This is a genomic window from Paenibacillus sp. FSL P4-0081, from assembly GCF_000758565.1.
Lineage (GTDB): Bacteria > Bacillota > Bacilli > Paenibacillales > Paenibacillaceae > Paenibacillus_AQ > Paenibacillus_AQ phytohabitans.
The window spans coordinates 5,389,222-5,405,280 of the sequence record NZ_CP009280.1 but is presented as its reverse complement, the minus strand read 5'-3'; the positions used below and the strand labels follow the sequence as shown (position 1 = coordinate 5,405,280).

At 53.1% G+C, this 16,059-nt stretch carries 14 protein-coding genes; 13 read left to right on the top strand and 1 reads right to left on the bottom strand.

Annotated elements, in window-relative coordinates:
- Positions 1-210 precede the first annotated feature (210 nt).
- The 13 genes from P40081_RS23270 (at position 211) to P40081_RS23210 (ending at position 13,459) form a co-directional block, all read left to right on the top strand.
- Positions 211-1,221 carry an ABC transporter permease gene (locus P40081_RS23270; RefSeq protein ID WP_171716738.1) on the top strand — a complete coding sequence of 337 codons (1,011 nt, stop codon included), beginning with the start codon at positions 211-213 and terminating at the stop codon, positions 1,219-1,221.
- A 30-nt stretch (positions 1,222-1,251) separates the two neighbouring features.
- Positions 1,252-2,151, top strand: a complete 900-nt coding sequence (locus tag P40081_RS23265) for an ABC transporter permease (RefSeq protein ID WP_039300310.1) — start codon at positions 1,252-1,254, stop codon at positions 2,149-2,151.
- Positions 2,152-2,297: 146 nt separating this feature from the next.
- The gene (locus P40081_RS23260) at positions 2,298-3,902 is read left to right on the top strand and encodes an ABC transporter substrate-binding protein (protein WP_197074259.1); all 1,605 of its coding nucleotides are present in this window, start codon (positions 2,298-2,300) and stop codon (positions 3,900-3,902) included.
- 119 nt (positions 3,903-4,021) lie between these two features.
- On the top strand, positions 4,022-5,305 hold the full coding sequence (locus P40081_RS23255) for a M20 family metallopeptidase (RefSeq protein WP_042138686.1): 1,284 nt from the start codon (positions 4,022-4,024) through the stop codon (positions 5,303-5,305).
- Between the two features lie 214 nt (positions 5,306-5,519).
- A complete protein-coding gene (locus P40081_RS23250; protein ID WP_042138685.1) occupies positions 5,520-6,497 on the top strand; it encodes an ABC transporter ATP-binding protein in 978 nt (325 codons plus the stop codon).
- A complete protein-coding gene (locus P40081_RS23245; protein ID WP_042138684.1) occupies positions 6,494-7,456 on the top strand; it encodes an ABC transporter ATP-binding protein in 963 nt (320 codons plus the stop codon). The genes P40081_RS23250 and P40081_RS23245 overlap by 4 nt, the downstream gene beginning before the upstream one ends.
- A gap of 273 nt (positions 7,457-7,729) precedes the next feature.
- Positions 7,730-8,755, top strand: coding sequence for an acyltransferase family protein (locus P40081_RS23240; protein ID WP_042138683.1), 1,026 nt, complete (start codon positions 7,730-7,732; stop codon positions 8,753-8,755).
- Between the two features lie 99 nt (positions 8,756-8,854).
- The gene (locus P40081_RS23235) at positions 8,855-9,280 is read left to right on the top strand and encodes a hypothetical protein (protein WP_052421953.1); all 426 of its coding nucleotides are present in this window, start codon (positions 8,855-8,857) and stop codon (positions 9,278-9,280) included.
- A gap of 140 nt (positions 9,281-9,420) precedes the next feature.
- Positions 9,421-10,653, top strand: a complete 1,233-nt coding sequence (locus tag P40081_RS23230) for a D-alanyl-D-alanine carboxypeptidase family protein (protein ID WP_144026039.1) — start codon at positions 9,421-9,423, stop codon at positions 10,651-10,653.
- A gap of 185 nt (positions 10,654-10,838) precedes the next feature.
- Positions 10,839-11,192 carry an anti-sigma F factor antagonist gene (gene spoIIAA, locus P40081_RS23225; protein ID WP_042138682.1) on the top strand — a complete coding sequence of 118 codons (354 nt, stop codon included), beginning with the start codon at positions 10,839-10,841 and terminating at the stop codon, positions 11,190-11,192.
- Positions 11,189-11,644 carry an anti-sigma F factor gene (gene spoIIAB, locus P40081_RS23220; RefSeq protein ID WP_039300287.1) on the top strand — a complete coding sequence of 152 codons (456 nt, stop codon included), beginning with the start codon at positions 11,189-11,191 and terminating at the stop codon, positions 11,642-11,644. The genes spoIIAA and spoIIAB overlap by 4 nt, the downstream gene beginning before the upstream one ends.
- Before the next feature lie 11 nt (positions 11,645-11,655).
- Positions 11,656-12,411 (top strand): RNA polymerase sporulation sigma factor SigF, encoded by a 756-nt coding sequence (sigF, locus tag P40081_RS23215; protein WP_039300284.1) that lies wholly within the window; start codon positions 11,656-11,658, stop codon positions 12,409-12,411.
- 496 nt (positions 12,412-12,907) lie between these two features.
- On the top strand, positions 12,908-13,459 hold the full coding sequence (locus P40081_RS23210) for an RNA 2'-phosphotransferase (protein WP_042138681.1): 552 nt from the start codon (positions 12,908-12,910) through the stop codon (positions 13,457-13,459).
- 331 nt (positions 13,460-13,790) lie between these two features.
- Here the strand turns inward: P40081_RS23210 and P40081_RS39820 are convergent, their stop codons facing one another.
- Entirely contained in the window at positions 13,791-15,968 is a 2,178-nt protein-coding gene (locus P40081_RS39820; RefSeq protein WP_052421952.1) for a YDG domain-containing protein, read from the bottom strand.
- Positions 15,969-16,059 lie beyond the last annotated feature (91 nt).

Sequence of the window (16,059 nt, the reverse complement as noted above, 5' to 3'; positions counted from 1 at the left end):
ATATAGAGGTGTTGATAGTGCACAATCGACAAACGGTTGTGCTTTTTTTTAGCTGAACGGGACGTAGAGTGGTGGTCAAATTCTATGTAGAATTAGCACAACTACTAAAGAGGACAAAGAAACCGCACAGTACCTGACATGGGCAGCGCGTTTCCGTCAACAAGAATGTCACAGCATGGATGGCACAGAAGCCGTAAGGGGGTTGATTCATTGTTTGCTTACACATTAAAAAGACTTGTGCAGATGATTCCAGCCTTGCTAGGTATTATCGTCATCACCTTCATTCTCTCAAGAGTGCTGCCGGGTGACCCGGCGATCATGCTGGCCGGAGAGCAGGCTCCGGAGGAGATTGTGGACAAGATCCGTCAGGATATGGGGCTCGACAAGCCGCTGTATATCCAGTTCTTCACTTACATCGGCCAATTGCTGCAAGGCAATATCGGCTACGCGTATCACACCGGACATACCGTAGCCAGCGATTTGGCTTCACGGTTCCCGGCCACCATTGAGCTGACCCTGGCCAGCATTCTGATCGCGGTCCTGGTGGCCATTCCCGTCGGGATTGTCGCCGCTACCCGCAAAGAATCGTTTCTGGATCACATTTCACGGGTGTTCTCGCTGATAGGTGCATGCGTGCCGATCTTCTGGCTGGGCCTGATGTTCATTTACGTCTTTTATTCCATCCTCGGCTGGGCTCCGGCACCGATGGGACGGATCAGCGGAGACTTGAATCCGCCGGTGCATATCACCGGGCTGTATGTTCTGGACAGCATCCTCTCAGGCGATACCGCTGCACTCAAAAGCAGCCTCTCGCATCTGCTGCTCCCGGCTATCTGCCTCAGCACAGGCACGATGGCGATCATCGCCCGGATGACCCGTTCCAGCATGCTGGAGGTCGTGGATCAGGACTTCGTCCGCACCGCCCGGGCCAAAGGGCTGCGGGAATCAGCCGTCATCTACAAGCATGCGCTCGTCAACGCACTAATACCAACCTTGACCGTTCTCGGTCTGCAATTCGGCTTTTTGATGGGCGGCGCGGTCATTACGGAAACGATCTTCTCCTGGCCGGGAATCGGCGGCTATGTCACTGACTCCATTCTGGCTGCGGATTATGCGCCGATTCAAGCCTTTACTCTGGTCAGCGCCGTGCTCTACTGCGGAATTAACCTGGCGGTAGACCTGATCTATGGCTTCATTGACCCGAGAATCCGCTATGAATAGAACAGCTTGTGTGAGAGGAGGAGATTGCTTGTGAGCACTGCAGCACATTCAGCACAGGGCAGTCCGGCCAAACCCGCTGCGGCGGCAAAACCCAAAACGTTGTTGTCCCTGCTGCTGCATAACCGTCTGGCTGCCCTGGGGTTAACCTTTATTCTAATCTGGACCGTGGTAGCCATTATCGCACCCTGGCTTGCACCGCATGATCCTTATGTAACGGATATGGCGAACAAACTCCAGGCGCCTTCGGGCAGCCACTGGTTCGGAACCGACAACTTCGGGCGTGATATCCTCAGCCGGGTACTGTACGGTGCGCGGATCAGTATCTGGACCGGCCTGATCGCCGTCTCGATTTCCTTTGTCATCGGTGTGCCGCTCGGCGGAATTGCCGCTTACTATGGCGGCCGTACCGGCACCATCATCATGCGGCTGATGGATGTACTATTGTCCTTCCCGTCACTGGTCCTGTCAATGGCGATTGCCGCTTCCATTGGAGCAGGTCTCAGCAGTGCAATGATCGCCGTCGGGATTGTCGGCATCCCGGAATTTGCCCGGCTGATGTTCGGACAGACCGTCTCGCTCCGCGAGAAGGAGTATATAGAGGCCAGCCGGGCGATCGGCGTGAAGAATACAGTCATCCTGTACCGCCACATCCTGCCGAACGCCCTGGCTCCGCTGATGGTTCAGGCTACGCTCGGGATGGGCTTCGCGATCCTGACCGCATCCAGTCTCAGCTTCCTCGGACTTGGCGTCAGACCCCCGATTGCCGAATGGGGCGCGATGATTTCAGAAGGCCGGGAATACATTATTTCCGGGCAATGGTGGCTGGTTACTTTTCCAGGATTGTCCATTGCCACTTCCATCTTAGGCTTTAACTTGCTCGGAGACGGTTTCCGGGACGTTCTTGATCCACGGTTGCGCTCGGGTAAATAAGGCGGAGCAGGGGATCATTCTCCCGAAGCTCCGCAGTATCCCGGTAAATATAGATCACAGCTTGCCGGAGCGGTTGCGGCAGGGTGATCACAAGCAGCACCAGTATTACCTATGCAGGCAGGATATAGAAAAGGGAGGAACTTCTGATGAAAAGAGTTAAATTATTGTCCACACTCGTCGCTTTTTCAGTCATGCTTGCCGGATGCGCCAGCAGCGCTAATCCACAGACCCCTGCTGCCACTACCGCAGCTTCAGGAACTACGGGGACGGCTGCTCCTGCTGCCAAGTCAAATCTCACGGTTGCTTATTCCGAGGGCGGCACTACGCTCGACCCCGCAGAAGCTAACGATTTGACCTCCGATACACTCGTGCTTGCTGCGTATGATCAGCTGGTCACCTATGGCATCAAAACCGAAAATGGCGCAAGCATCGCCAACACCGAAGACATTCAGCCCATGCTGGCAGAGAGCTGGGAAGTGAACGCTGACAACACGGTGTACACCTTCAAGCTGAAATCCGGCGTGAGCTTCCAGAGCGGCAATCCGGTGGATGCCGAGGCGGTTGCGTACTCTTTTGACCGCGTGGCTAAATCAAGCTCCGGCAGTTTCCTCTATGGAATGGCGAATATCAAGTCCGTTGCGGTCAAAGACGCTTCCACAGTTGAAGTTACACTGACTAATGCCAATCATAATTTCCTCCAGATTCTTGCTATGTACACCTTCTCTATCGTGGATCAAAAGACTGTAGAAGCACAAGGTGCCGACTACCTCAAGACGAATGCTGCCGGCTCCGGCCCGTTCACGCTTGAGAAATGGGACCCGGCGACTGAAGCTGTCTTCACCGCTAATGAGAGCTACTGGCAGGGTGCGCCTAACCTCAGCAAAGTAACCCTGAAATTCACCAAAGAAGCCTCTAACCGCGTACTGCTGCTGGATAAGGGCGATGTAGATATGGCAATCGAGATTCCTCCGAAGGATGTGGCCTCCCTGCAGAGCAACACGGATCTGACCGTCGCCTCCAATGCGAGTAACCGGATTCTGTTCTTCGCAATGAACAACAAGGTTAAACCTTTTGACAATGTAAAAGTCCGCCAGGCGATCAACTATGCGATTCCTTATGATGAGCTGCTGAGCGGGGTAATGTACGGCCAGGCCAAGCAGATGAAGAGCTCTGTGGCGAGTAACACGCCGGGCTTCACAGATGCAGGCTACGTTTACGAGCATAACCTGGATAAAGCTAAAGAGCTGCTGACAGAAGCCGGCTATCCGGACGGGTTTACCTTTGACTTCACGCTTGGTTCCGGGTTCGATGACTGGGAGGATGATGCGGTCCTGATTCAGGCTGAACTGGCCAAAATCGGTGTAACCATGAACATCAACAAGCTGGCCCGCGCCCAGTTCCTGGAGCAGCAGAAGACAAATAATCTTACCTCTTATATCTCTAAATGGACATCGTTCGTCAATGATCCGGGCTACCACCTCGGCTTCCTGCTCTACGGCAAAGGCTCCTCCAACTACATCAACTACTCGAACGCTGAAGTAGACAAGCTGTGGGAAGAGGCGAATATGGAGACAGACACAGCGAAACGGACTGCACTCTATGAGCAGGCACAGGAAATCATTACGACCGAAGCGCCTTGGGCTTATCTGTACGAGTACAACCGCATTGTCGGCATGAGCAACAAGATCAGCGGTTACGCCTTCTATCCGGATGAAGTCATCCGTTTCTATCCGCTATCCATTACAGAATAAGCAGGTTTGGCAAAAGAGAGCGGACGGGCCATTGGCTTTGTCCCTCTTTTTATCAAATTCATAAAACCCCACGCCAGCCGCAGGGCAGGCAGCAGGGAACGCAAAGGAGAATTACAACCATGACTGACTGGAAAAGCAAAGTGCTGGAGGCGATTGATGCAGAGCAGGATAAGCTGCTGGAGCTCTGCTCACAGCTGATCCGCTTCCCCTCGGAGAATCCGCCTGGAGATTCGCGCGAGATCAGCGCTTTTATCATTGATTATTTGAAGCAGGCCGGCATTGATACAAGTATCCATCCGGCAACCGATACGATGCTGAATCTGGTGTCTACACTGGGTACAGGGGCTGAACAGCCGTCCGGCAAAAACCTGATCTTCTGCGGACATACGGATGTTGTTCCGGCCGGAGACCGCTCGCGCTGGGATTTCGATCCGTTCTGCGGCGATATCGTTGACGGCTATCTGCTAGGCCGAGGCGCCTCCGATATGAAGGCCGGACTGGCCGGGCTGATCTATGTGACAGCGCTGCTGTCGAAGCTGGGCGTTCCGCTCAAAGGCGACTTGTCGCTCCTGATCGTGCCGGATGAAGAAACCGGCGGCCATCTGGGTGTGCCTTGGGTGCTGGAACGCGGCTTGATCAGCGGAACGGCAGCGGTTATCGCCGAGCCGTCAGGCCCGCTGAACCCGACGATCGGGCAAAAGGGCAGCTGCTGGTTCGAATTCACCGTCGAAGGCACGCCGGGTCACGGCAGCCTGTCGCCGGTTGTCGGTGACAGCGCGATTGTCAAAGCAGCCAAGGGCATCGATGCCCTGCAGCGTCTCTGGGATATCAAGGTCGATATTCCAGATGAAGTGAAGGAGATCATCCGCATCTCGCAGGATTATGTGAAGGAGCGCGAACAGGACGGCTCGATCGCCTATCAGGTATTCGATCATGTGACGGTGAATATCGGAACGATCCAGGGCGGAACCAAGGTGAATGTGGTGGCGGACCGCTGCACGATCCAGGTCGATTCCCGTGTACCGTTCGGCGTAGACTACCGCGATGTGCTTGATCGTGCTCGTTCCCTGCTGCTGGAGGCAGGCATTGAGTCTGAGGTGAAGGGCTTCGGCTTCCAGGGCAACGCCAACTGGACCTCGAATGAGGAGCCGGTAGTTAGCGATCTGGTAGAGAGCATCTGTGAAGTCAGCGGGGAAGAAGCTTACGGTGTGCTGCAATGGGCATCCAGTGATGCCCGCCATTTCCGCACGCATAACATTCCTGTACTGCAATACGGCCCGGCCGAGCTGTCAACGATTCATAACTTTAACGAGAAGGCACCGGTCTGGCAGATCATCCAATGCGCGAAAGTATATGCCCTGACGGCACTTAAATATCTGGGTGTGGAAGATACAGAGAACTGATTTACAAACTAATGAGATCAACGAAAAGCGAAAAGAAACGGAGGGGAAATTTGGAACTGTAGGAGCGATAGCGACCGCCTTTGTCACCGGATTTCCACCGCGAACAGCGGATTGGATAAAGAAATCTGGGGACAACAGCGGCCGAAAGTCCAAATGTTCACCGCAGTGACGACTATGCTTCAAGTTCAAATCTTAAGTTAGAGGAGGGGCAATCATGACAGAACTGCTGGAAGTATCAGGGCTATGCACCGAATTTCAGACAGCGGCCGGAACAATCCGCGCGGTGGACGGCATCAGTCTGTCAGTGCGCAAAGGGGAGACGCTGGGCATTGTCGGCGAATCCGGCTGCGGCAAAAGCATCACTTCACTGTCAATTATGCAGCTTCTGCCCAAGCGGATTAGCCGGATCGCCTCCGGCCACATCAGGTTTGAAGGCAAGGATATGCTGGAGATGTCGATGAAGGAGGTGCGGGGCATCCGGGGCAACCGGATTGCGATGATTTTTCAGGAGCCGATGACCTCGCTGAATCCGGTATTTAAGATCGGCCGCCAGATTTCAGAATCTGCGCGCTACCATCTGAAGCTGAGCAAGAAGGAGGCGGCGGAGCGGGCGGTGGAGATGCTGCGCAAGGTTGGGATTCCCCGGCCGGAAAAGATCGCGCAGCAGTATGCCCATCAGCTCTCCGGAGGCATGCGCCAGCGGGTGATGATCGCAATGGCGATGGTCTGCAATCCCCAGCTGCTGATCGCCGATGAGCCTACAACGGCACTGGACGTAACCATCCAGGCACAGATTCTTGATCTGATGCGCGAGTTGCAGGAGAAGGAGGGCATGTCCATTCTGATGATCACGCATGATCTTGGCGTAGTCGCCGAGATGTGTGACCGGGTTGTCATTATGTATGCCGGTCAGATCGTGGAGGAGACGGATGTCGCTACCTTGTACAGCAATCCGCTGCATCCGTATACCCGGGGGCTGCTGGCTTCCCTGCCCCAGCTTGCTGGTGATGAGAACCGGCTCAGCTCCATCCCGGGCCAGGTGCCGAATCCGGCTAATCTGCCGTCCGGGTGCCGGTTCGCGCCGCGATGTCCGGTGGCTGTAGAGCGATGTAGCGAGAAGCTTCCGGAGCTGCTTGAGGTGCAGCCGGGACACAAATGCCGCTGTATCCTGCAGCAGGAGGGAGTCATATGAGCACAATCCTTGAAGTCCGCAACCTGAAGAAGCATTATCCGATCCGCAAAGGCTTCTTCTCCAAGCAGGTCGGCGCTGTAAAAGCCGTAGACGGCATTACGTTATCCGTCCGGCAGGGGGAGACGCTTGCGGTGGTCGGTGAATCCGGCTGCGGCAAATCGACCACCGGCCGGGCCATCCTGCGGCTGATTGAGCCGACGGAAGGCGAGATTATGTTTAACGGCACCGATGTGCGCGCTCTGAGTACCGAACAGCTGCGCAGGTTCCGTACCGATATGCAAATGGTGTTCCAGGATCCTTATGCTTCGCTCGACCCGCGCTGGACCGTCCAGCGTATACTGGAGGAGCCGCTTCGTACACACGAGTCCGCTCCGGCCAGTGAGCTCAAAAGCCGGGTCGAGCAGCTGATGGAGGTGGTGGGCTTGTCCCCCTATCAAGCCCACCGCTTTCCCCATGAATTCTCCGGCGGCCAGCGGCAGCGGATCGGGATTGCCCGGGCGCTTGCACTGAATCCGAAGTTCATTGTCTGTGACGAGCCGGTATCTGCACTGGATGTCTCCATCCAGGCCCAGGTGCTGAATCTGATGCAGGATCTGCAGGAGCAATACGGCCTTACCTATATGTTCATTTCCCACGACCTGTCCGTTGTGAAATTTATCAGTGACCGCGTGGCAGTGATGTACCTCGGACGGATCGTCGAGCTGGCACCGACCAAGTCACTGTTCGCGAAGCCGCTGCATCCCTATACGCAGGCGCTGATGTCGGCAGTCCCGGTGCCGAATCCGGGAGTGAAGAAGCAGCGGATTGTCCTGACCGGTGACGTTCCGAATCCGGAGACACCCCCGAGCGGCTGCGCCTTCCATCCGCGTTGTCCTTACGCCATGGACCGCTGCAAGAGTGAGGCTCCGGTCCTGCGCGAGCTGGACTCGGGCCATCAGGTCTCCTGCCATTTGTATTAATGCATATAATGTATAGTCAAGGGCCATCCGGCAGCGGGTGGCCCTTGCTGTGCGCGGGTGTGTGTCAGACTTTAGCCCTAGTATGGCAAGCTGAAACAGATTCGAGTGTCATCTAGGAGCAGCGCCTTATTTTCTACGTTGTTCGTCCGTTGTTAAGTGCTGTTATTTTCAGAAATATCACTGAAATTTTTCATTTAAAATTGAAATAAATCATGAACCAACCTATAATTATAATTAAATAACAACTGAAATGGGAGGAGATGGAAGGAGAAAGTGGAAAAAAGACGTGAATTATGGATTGATGCGGCCAAGGGCTTCAGTATTATTTTTGTAGTCATGGGCCATTCCGGCGATGCGGCAGCGAATCATTATCTGTCCTGGTTCCGGATGCCGTTGTTCTTCGTGCTTAGCGGGCTGGTGTTTAAACCGGTCGATCCCGGGCGTTATCGGGGCTGGGCCGCAAGACGGACCAAAGGGCTAATGACTCCCTATTTTGCCTACGGCCTCCTGATTGCAGGGGTACTGCTGCTGTTCAGCTTCAATATTAGAGGGTTTGCCGAAAATATAGCGAGGCTGCTCTACGGGGGGCTGTCGCTGACCGGTCCTTACGGGGTGTTCTGGTTCATTACCTGCCTGCTGTTTACGCAATTGCTCTTTGGATACATCGTCAGATATTCCCGCCGAACTCAATTTCTTCTGATCACCTCCGCCTACCTGGTCTCCCATTTGATCTCCCTGACCGTGCTTAAGAACTTCAATCTTCCCTGGAACATCGATGTTGCACTGCTTGCTGTTACGTATTATGCGATCGGGTTCTATGGCAAACAAGCCATACCTGCGCTAATCAGCCGCTATTCGGCCTTGCTGGTACTGCTGCCTTTGTCTGCACTTGTGCTGCTGCTGGAACGGACTGGCGTCATTCATTACAGTCTGAATATGAAATACAAAGAGTATGAGTCGCTGCTGCTGGATCTGGCTGTTCCGCTGCTGATTTCATTGACGATCTGCGCGGCGGTGTACCAGCTTGCAAGGCTGATTCCGCTGGGCTGGATGGGCAGCCTTGGACGGAATACCATCACCATTATGTATTTGCATCTGCCATTGAATTACAGTCTTAAATATCTGCTTGGTGCGGATTACGGGCTGGTACCCTTTACATTAATTGGGGTCATTGTGCCGCTGCTTGCCGCCAAGTGGGCTGTGCGTTACCCGGTATTATCGAGATTCTATCTGGGAAAAGCAGGTGTTCCTCCGGCTAAGCGGACAGGCAAGGCAGCATCTGTCTCTAGTAACGGGTGAATCTGCCGGATAAATAGGCAATGGTTCTAATAGAAGTGCACAAGCTCTTTTTCATAATGTTCATATACTTTAATAGAACATGAAAAGGAGTGATACAGCATGGTTAAAACGCTTTTGGACTATAATGCATCCGTAGTTACACCTATTACTAACGGGGTCGCCATTCCGGTCCCCATCTCCCCGGCTGGCGTGCAGATTGCCGGAACATCGGTATATATTGATCCCGCAGTTCCGGCCCATTTTCCGAACAAAGTAGAGCTCAAAGCAACGATCGGCGTAAATGTTACGCTGGATACCCCGAATATCCTGGTGCGCATCTGGCGTGCAGGCCACGAAATCTTTTATGCACGGGCAGAGTACGAGGATTTCTTCAATGACGACGGCATTATCTCGCTGCATATGGTAGATATCAATGCACCGGCTGGTGTCCAGAACTATCAGCTGATTGTTGAGAATCAGGATGCCAATTCTACGGCTGTTGTGGTTGGACCTGTTATTTTCAGCGCAATGGCCATCGGAGGCTAACTTTCATAAGGCAATTAAGAGGGGCTTCTCTCAAGTATCTGCGAGGATACCGGGAGAAGCTTCTTTTTTTGTGCGTAAAATGGAATAATTTCCTGCCTTTTTGACGAAACTGGAACACAGTACCTGTGAAATGAAGGTTAATGTTCAGGAGGGGAACCATTGTGAGAAAAATTCGTTATGTAACGCTTGCGCTGTGCATCGCTGTTTCGGTTCTGGGAGGGGCTTCCGGCGCTTTTGCCGAAGAAAAAGCTAAAGGTACTGCCAATACCGGCAATACCGGAAGTACTGCGGCCGCTGACCTGGCACCGGGGGCGCGCTCTGCCATTCTCATGGATGCCAGTACAGGCACGATCATCTACGAGAAGAACAGTCATGACAAGCTGCCGCCGGCCAGTATCACCAAAATTATGACCATGCTGCTGACCGTGGAGGCGCTGGATGAAGGCAGACTGCAGCTGACCGACAAAGTGCGGACCAGTGAGTATGCCGCGTCGATGGGCGGTTCACAGATTTTTCTGGAGCCGGGTGAGGAAATGACGGTGGATGAAATGCTGAAGGGCATCGCGATGGCTTCCGGCAATGACGCTTCTGTAGCTATGGCGGAGAAAATCGCCGGCTCGGAGAGCGCTTTTGTTGATCTGATGAACCAGAAAGCTGAAGCCTTAGGCCTGAAAGATACCCACTTTGCCAACTGCAATGGACTGCCGGCTGCGAATCATTATTCATCTGCGCATGACATCGCCGTAATCAGCCAGGAACTGCTGAAGCATGAGCGGATTATCAAGTATACCGGCTCCTATCAGGATTACCTGCGCAAGGATTCGGCCAAGCCGTTCTGGCTGGTCAATACGAACAAGCTGGTGCGTTTCTATACAGGCGCTGACGGCCTGAAGACGGGGTATACGGCTGAAGCGAAGTTCTGCCTGTCCGCAACCGCGGCCAGAGACGGACTGCGCGCTGTCGCGGTTGTACTGGGTGAGCCGAACACCAAAACACGCAACAGCGAAGTGTCGGCGATGTTCGATTACCTCTTTTCCCAATATAAGCTGCATACGATTCACAAGGCGGGGGACCCCATCGGCACAGTGAAGATTGAGAAGGGCGTGAAGAGAGAGCTGCCGCTGACGGCGAAGGAAACTTACAGTGTATTACTCAAAAAAGGAATTACCCAGGAGGGTATCCGGCATGAGCTGGTGCTGGAAGAACACTTGAAGGCTCCTGTGGCCGCAGATCAGACTGTCGGCAAGCTGGTCGTATACCAGGGGACTGACGTGCTGAAGGAATATGAGCTGAAAGCAGGGGAAGCTGTAGCCAAGGCAGGCTGGTGGAAGCTGTTCAAGCGTACAACGGGGTCGCTTTTTACGATTGATTAGAGCTAGCGATTAATTTCTTGTATTTTGTAGATTAGTCCCATGCTTTATGTAAGTTCTTAGGGGTTTTCTTCTAGTTTTGTCGTGAGGCAGGAATCCTCAATTGCGGTGTAGAAAACCTTGTCCTTGTAGGGGAAAGAAAGTAGTACAGGGCGGTTGTCCAAGCAACGAAGAGGAGAGTGGCAAGGATGAATTCTCATGTGGAGATGGAGCATCACCGGGGTGTACTGATCGTCCGTTTGTCTGGCGAACTGGATCATCACGCAGCCGATTATGTACGTATGGATATGGATGAAGCGATTATGCGGGGCCAGGTAGAGCATCTGATTCTCAGCCTGAAGGAGCTGCAGTTCATGGATAGCTCAGGCCTCGGAGTCATTCTGGGAAGGTACAAGCTGATCCGCAGCAAGGGCGGCAAGATGGCAGTCTGCGATGCCACCGCACCCGTGAAGCGCCTGCTGGAAATGTCGGGCCTGTTCAAGATCATGCCCCTATATGACAACGAGAGCGCTGCACTCTCGGATTTGGAGGTTGCGTTATGACAAATAGTGAAGCCCGTAACTTCATGAGCGTCCAGTTTGCCGCACTGTCGGAGAATGAATCATTCGCACGTGTGGTAGTGGCGGCTTTTGTCTCCAGGCTCGATCCGACCATGGAGGAGCTGAATGACCTGAAGACGGTTGTGTCGGAGGCGGTCACCAACTGCATTATCCACGGGTACGACAGTGATCCTGCAGGAGTGGTCAGCATCTCCGCTTCCATTGATGTTGAGACTGTGCATTTGACGATTGAAGATCAGGGTAGAGGCATTGAGGATTTGGAGCTGGCCCAGCAGCCGCTGTATACCTCCAAGCCGGAGCTGGAGCGGTCGGGCATGGGTTTTACCATTATGGAGAATTTCATGGATGAATTCGAAGTTACCAGTGAACCGGGACGCGGCACATCCATTTCAATGAAGAAAACCATCGTCTCGAAAAAAGCTTTATACAATTAGGGGTTGGAGCCATGGATGCAGAGTCAAAAAAAGCTCCGCCGACCTATTTGGACGATGCGGAGGTCAAACGTCTAATCGCGCTCAGTCAAGCCGGGGATAATACGGCCCGCGACACGCTGGTCAATTGCAATATCCGCCTCGTCTGGTCGGTGGTGCAGCGGTTTATGAACCGTGGATATGAACCGGATGATTTATTCCAGATCGGCTGTATCGGGCTTCTGAAGTCCGTTGATAAATTCGACCTCAGCTATGAGGTCAAGTTCTCCACCTATGCGGTGCCGATGATTATCGGCGAGATCCAGCGGTTCCTCCGCGATGACGGAACGCTCAAGGTCAGCCGCTCGCTGAAGGAAATGGCCAATAAGGTGCGCAAGATGAAGGATGAAATGTCCAAAACGCTCGACCGCCTGCCGACCATCGGCGAAGTGGCGGAGGCGCTGGGCGTGACGCCCGAAGAAATCGTCTTCGCCCAGGAAGCCAACAAGCCGCCGACTTCGATCCACGAGACGGTCTTCGAGAATGACGGCGATCCGATCACTCTGATCGACCAGATCGCCGACGAGTCGCAGGAGCGCTGGTTCGACAAGCTTGCCTTGAATGAGGCCATCGGCGCCTTAACCGAGCGCGAGCGCCTGATTGTCTACCTGCGCTACTACCGCGACCAGACCCAGTCTGAAGTTGCCAGCCGCCTCGGCATTTCGCAGGTTCAGGTGTCGAGGCTGGAGAAGAAGATTCTCGCGAACATCCGCGAGCAGATCGCGCAGTAGGCCGGAATCAAGGGTTCAGCAGCGATGCAGCAGTCAAACAGTCCCGTCGTTGGCGTTAACCGCCAGGGTGGCCGGACTGGCAGTACAGTTGAGCATGAATCAGGTATGAGGATGTACAGTGACGGGTGCAGGACGGCCGCCTCGGGAGGGGCGGCTTTTTGCTGCGGACAGGACTGACCAAGACAAAGGAACCGCCGCCGCTTATGTTGCCATTGTAGCACCGCCACCCCCGTCATCAATATCAGCTAACTTCTGCCTCCACCGCCCAAAATGTTGGCTAGAGCTACTTGCTTACAGCAGACATAACGGATTCTGAGTCCGCGTGCTCCGCAAACCCGCCTGATTAGCTGAAATAGCGGAATTTCAGTCCTCCTCGCCGGATGAAGGATCACATATGGCCCTGCGTATTATTATGTTGGCAGCGTTACATATGATAAAATCGTAATCATATATGTTCCTTTGACGCCTATGAGGCGTTTTGGTAAGGAGGTTTGATATGGATTATTCGAAGCTCAGCAAAGAGGTTTCATATGCACTGCGTCACGCGCCATGGGAGTATGAACTGGAATTAGATGATGAGGGCTTTGTAGAGATGGAGCAGCTATTAAATGCATTGCACCTTGAGCAACAATGGAATTCAGTAACTGCAGATGATGTGGCTAAGATGATAGAGGGTTCGGCTAAACAGCGGCATGAGATTGTGGAGGGCAAGATAAGGGCGCTATATGGTCACTCTGTGCCTCAAAAAATAATTAAGCAGAATGAAACCCCACCCCCCGTTCTGTACCATGGGACAGCCAGGCAATGGGTGGAGATGATTCTGGCTGATGGGCTTAAACCAATGAAGAGACAGTATGTTCATTTCTCGGTGGATACGGAAACAGCAAAGCTGGTTGGAGGCCGGAAAGATCCCAATCCTGTGATCTTAACAATTGACGCCGGGCGGGCAGCGAACGAAGGGATTAAGTTTTACCACGGCAATCATAATATCTGGTTAGCAGACTACATTCCGCCTGAATTCATCGATAGTTGTAGAATGTACAATTAAAAACAGCGAAAAGGGATACCTGCATCAAATAACTGTAATCTGTACAACTAAATCTGCCCGAATAGGTGATAAGCAATCTACACAGGCAGTTTAATTGTACGAAATACAACTAAACGAAGAATCGGTTGTAAATCAGACAATTTAGTTGTACAGAGTGCAATTAAGCAAGCATATACCATACTCCCAACTCCCAGGCATATACCGTAATTGGGTCACTGCAAACCATCGGGCAAGCGATTTACTACTCCCAACATCAAAAAGCGCCCCAGGCAGCCTGTTCACGGCTCGCGGGACGCTTTTATCTTTTAACAAGTGTTCATAATATCTCTGCCTAAGGCGCTACAATCACACCTGTGGATATCATATAATTCCCTGGTGCCAAATAGTTCGCGGCATCCTCCCCGGATAAGGTGTAGACTACGGTGATGATTTTGCCGCTGCCCACAGCAGCGTCACTGTAGGCCGCCGTTGCGCTGACCGTTACATCATCCCCCGGAAGGACTCCAATCAGAGTGCCTGGAGTGACTTGCGCTGATAGCGTTCCGTCAAAGAGCTTGGACTCCGTGATGGCTGGCGGGGTAATGTCTAACTGCAAGGCGGTGATAATCCCCGTGCTTATGGTGTAGCTAACAGGCGGGAGATAATTGCCAGCGTCTGGACCTGTTAAAATGTACGAAATAGTTATGATTTTATTCGTACCCACGTTGACATCGCTGTATTCACCAATACCTTCTACTGTGACGATATCACCAGGTTCGATTCCGGTCACAGCACCAGCAACCACTACCGCCGCAGTAGTTCCATCATAGACTCTGGAGCGTGTGATCTGATCCCGGTCAATTTCACCTGTGTTCACGACGTAGTTCGCAGGTGCAATATAATTTCCGGCATCTGGTCCGCTGAGTGTATAGACTACAGTTATGGTTTTGTTCGTACCTACTGCAGAGGTATCATAATTGGCAACAGCGATCACACTGACATCTTCCCCGGGGATTACTCCAATGAGCTGACCAGGGGTTACATCTGCTATGGTTGTTCCGTCCTTGAACTTGGCGAGGGTCAAATCCGGAGCTTCGATGGTTAATTGATTCAGCGAGATAATTCCCGTATGGACGGTATATGGAGCGGGTGCAATATAGCTGGCTGACTGGGCTCCGCTTATGGTATAGACAACAGTTATAGTCTTGTTAACCCCAAGCGCCGCGCTGCTGTAAGAAGCGGAGGCATGCACTTCTACCACGTCACCGCTCAGCACGCCGAGCAGAGGACTTGCGGTTACCGCTGCGGTGGAGGTACCATCATAGGTTTTGGATTCCGTCAGTGAGACCGGAGCATCCAGGGTCAACTCAATGGCTTTAACCTCAATAATGCTTGAAGGAACCGAAATATTGCCGGAGCCATCTACAGCATACACGACATAATGATCTGCAGGCAGACCCTGCGTGTTCAGCGGGGAGTAGACAGAGGCGCTTACCGCCAGCTTTGTCCCGTGCGCAGCTTGGACGGAATCTTCCAGACCCGCCGGGGTCACTGCTACAGTGGAAGGAACCAGATACAAATAACCCGCTTCGTTACTTGTCCCGTATACATTCTCTCCTACAGTAACCGCTCCAAGAGTTACACCCGTAAGGATCGGGGCTGTCGTATCTGCCGGATCGGAAGTAACAGCCGGAGTCGCTGTAGGTTCTGGTGTTGCTGTAGCTTCCGGTTCTGGCGTTGCTGTAGGTGTGGAGACAGGTTCAGGTGTGGCCGTTGGAACAGAAGGAATATCGGGGTTCCGGACAGGTGAAGGTGTAGCAGTCGGTGAAGCGGTTGGACTGGCTGCCGGTGAGGCAGTTGCCGAAGGGGTGAACGTGCCGGTATTATCCGGTGTACTGGCCGGAGCAGCCTCAATGGCCTTGGTCCGTATTAAGGACACTACTGCTTCCGCGCGTGTAATATCCCTGCCGGGCTTGAAGCTGTTATCTTCGGAATACCCTTTCATGATTCCTGCAGAGGCTACTGCATTAACCGAGCCGAGAGCCCAGGCGGCAATATCCTTGGAATCGCTGAAAAGAGCGCTGGTCCGGGCTGCATCCAGCTTCAATAACCGGTTGATGATCACTGCGGCTTCCTGTCTGCTGATGGTCTTGCCTGTACCGATTGTGCCATCTGAATACCCGTTGATATATCCGGCTTTGACTGCTTTGGCAACCTCAGCGTAGGCCCAGTTGCTTGAAGACAGATCCGTATAAGAGACAGCCGCCGTTTCAGTGAATCCAAACGCTCGATTAATCAGCGCCATGAATTCGGTTCTTTTCAGACTGTTATCCGGCTTGAAGCTGCCGTCGGTGTATCCCTGAATGAACCCTTTTTCAACCCAGTCCGTCACTTCGTTCTGAGCCCAGTGGCCTGTGATGCCTGTTAATGAAGGTACTGCCGCGCCAAAAGCTGTTCCAGCCGAAGAAGAATAAAGTGCGGTAACTATCATTAGTGTGGAGAGAAGAAGCCTGCCGGGTTTAGGGTTCAATGTTATGCCTCCTGAAATTTGTATTGTCTCCGATGAATAGGCGAGTGTTATCGCTTGAATATCCTCCCGGCCTCCAAGATTTGCTAAATGA

Excerpts from the sequence above, each read along its gene's own strand:
- P40081_RS23260 (WP_197074259.1), top strand. The coding sequence starts at position 2,298 with ATGAAAAGAGTTAAATTATTGTCCACACTCGTCGCTTTTTCAGTCATG.
- P40081_RS23255 (WP_042138686.1), top strand. The coding sequence starts at position 4,022 with ATGACTGACTGGAAAAGCAAAGTGCTGGAGGCGATTGATGCAGAGCAG.
- P40081_RS23250 (WP_042138685.1), top strand. The coding sequence starts at position 5,520 with ATGACAGAACTGCTGGAAGTATCAGGGCTATGCACCGAATTTCAGACA.
- P40081_RS23245 (WP_042138684.1), top strand. The coding sequence starts at position 6,494 with ATGAGCACAATCCTTGAAGTCCGCAACCTGAAGAAGCATTATCCGATC.
- P40081_RS23235 (WP_052421953.1), top strand. The coding sequence starts at position 8,855 with ATGGTTAAAACGCTTTTGGACTATAATGCATCCGTAGTTACACCTATT.
- P40081_RS23230 (WP_144026039.1), top strand. The coding sequence starts at position 9,421 with ATGTTCAGGAGGGGAACCATTGTGAGAAAAATTCGTTATGTAACGCTT.
- spoIIAA (WP_042138682.1), top strand. The coding sequence starts at position 10,839 with ATGAATTCTCATGTGGAGATGGAGCATCACCGGGGTGTACTGATCGTC.
- spoIIAB (WP_039300287.1), top strand. The coding sequence starts at position 11,189 with ATGACAAATAGTGAAGCCCGTAACTTCATGAGCGTCCAGTTTGCCGCA.
- sigF (WP_039300284.1), top strand. The coding sequence starts at position 11,656 with ATGGATGCAGAGTCAAAAAAAGCTCCGCCGACCTATTTGGACGATGCG.
- P40081_RS23210 (WP_042138681.1), top strand. The coding sequence starts at position 12,908 with ATGGATTATTCGAAGCTCAGCAAAGAGGTTTCATATGCACTGCGTCAC.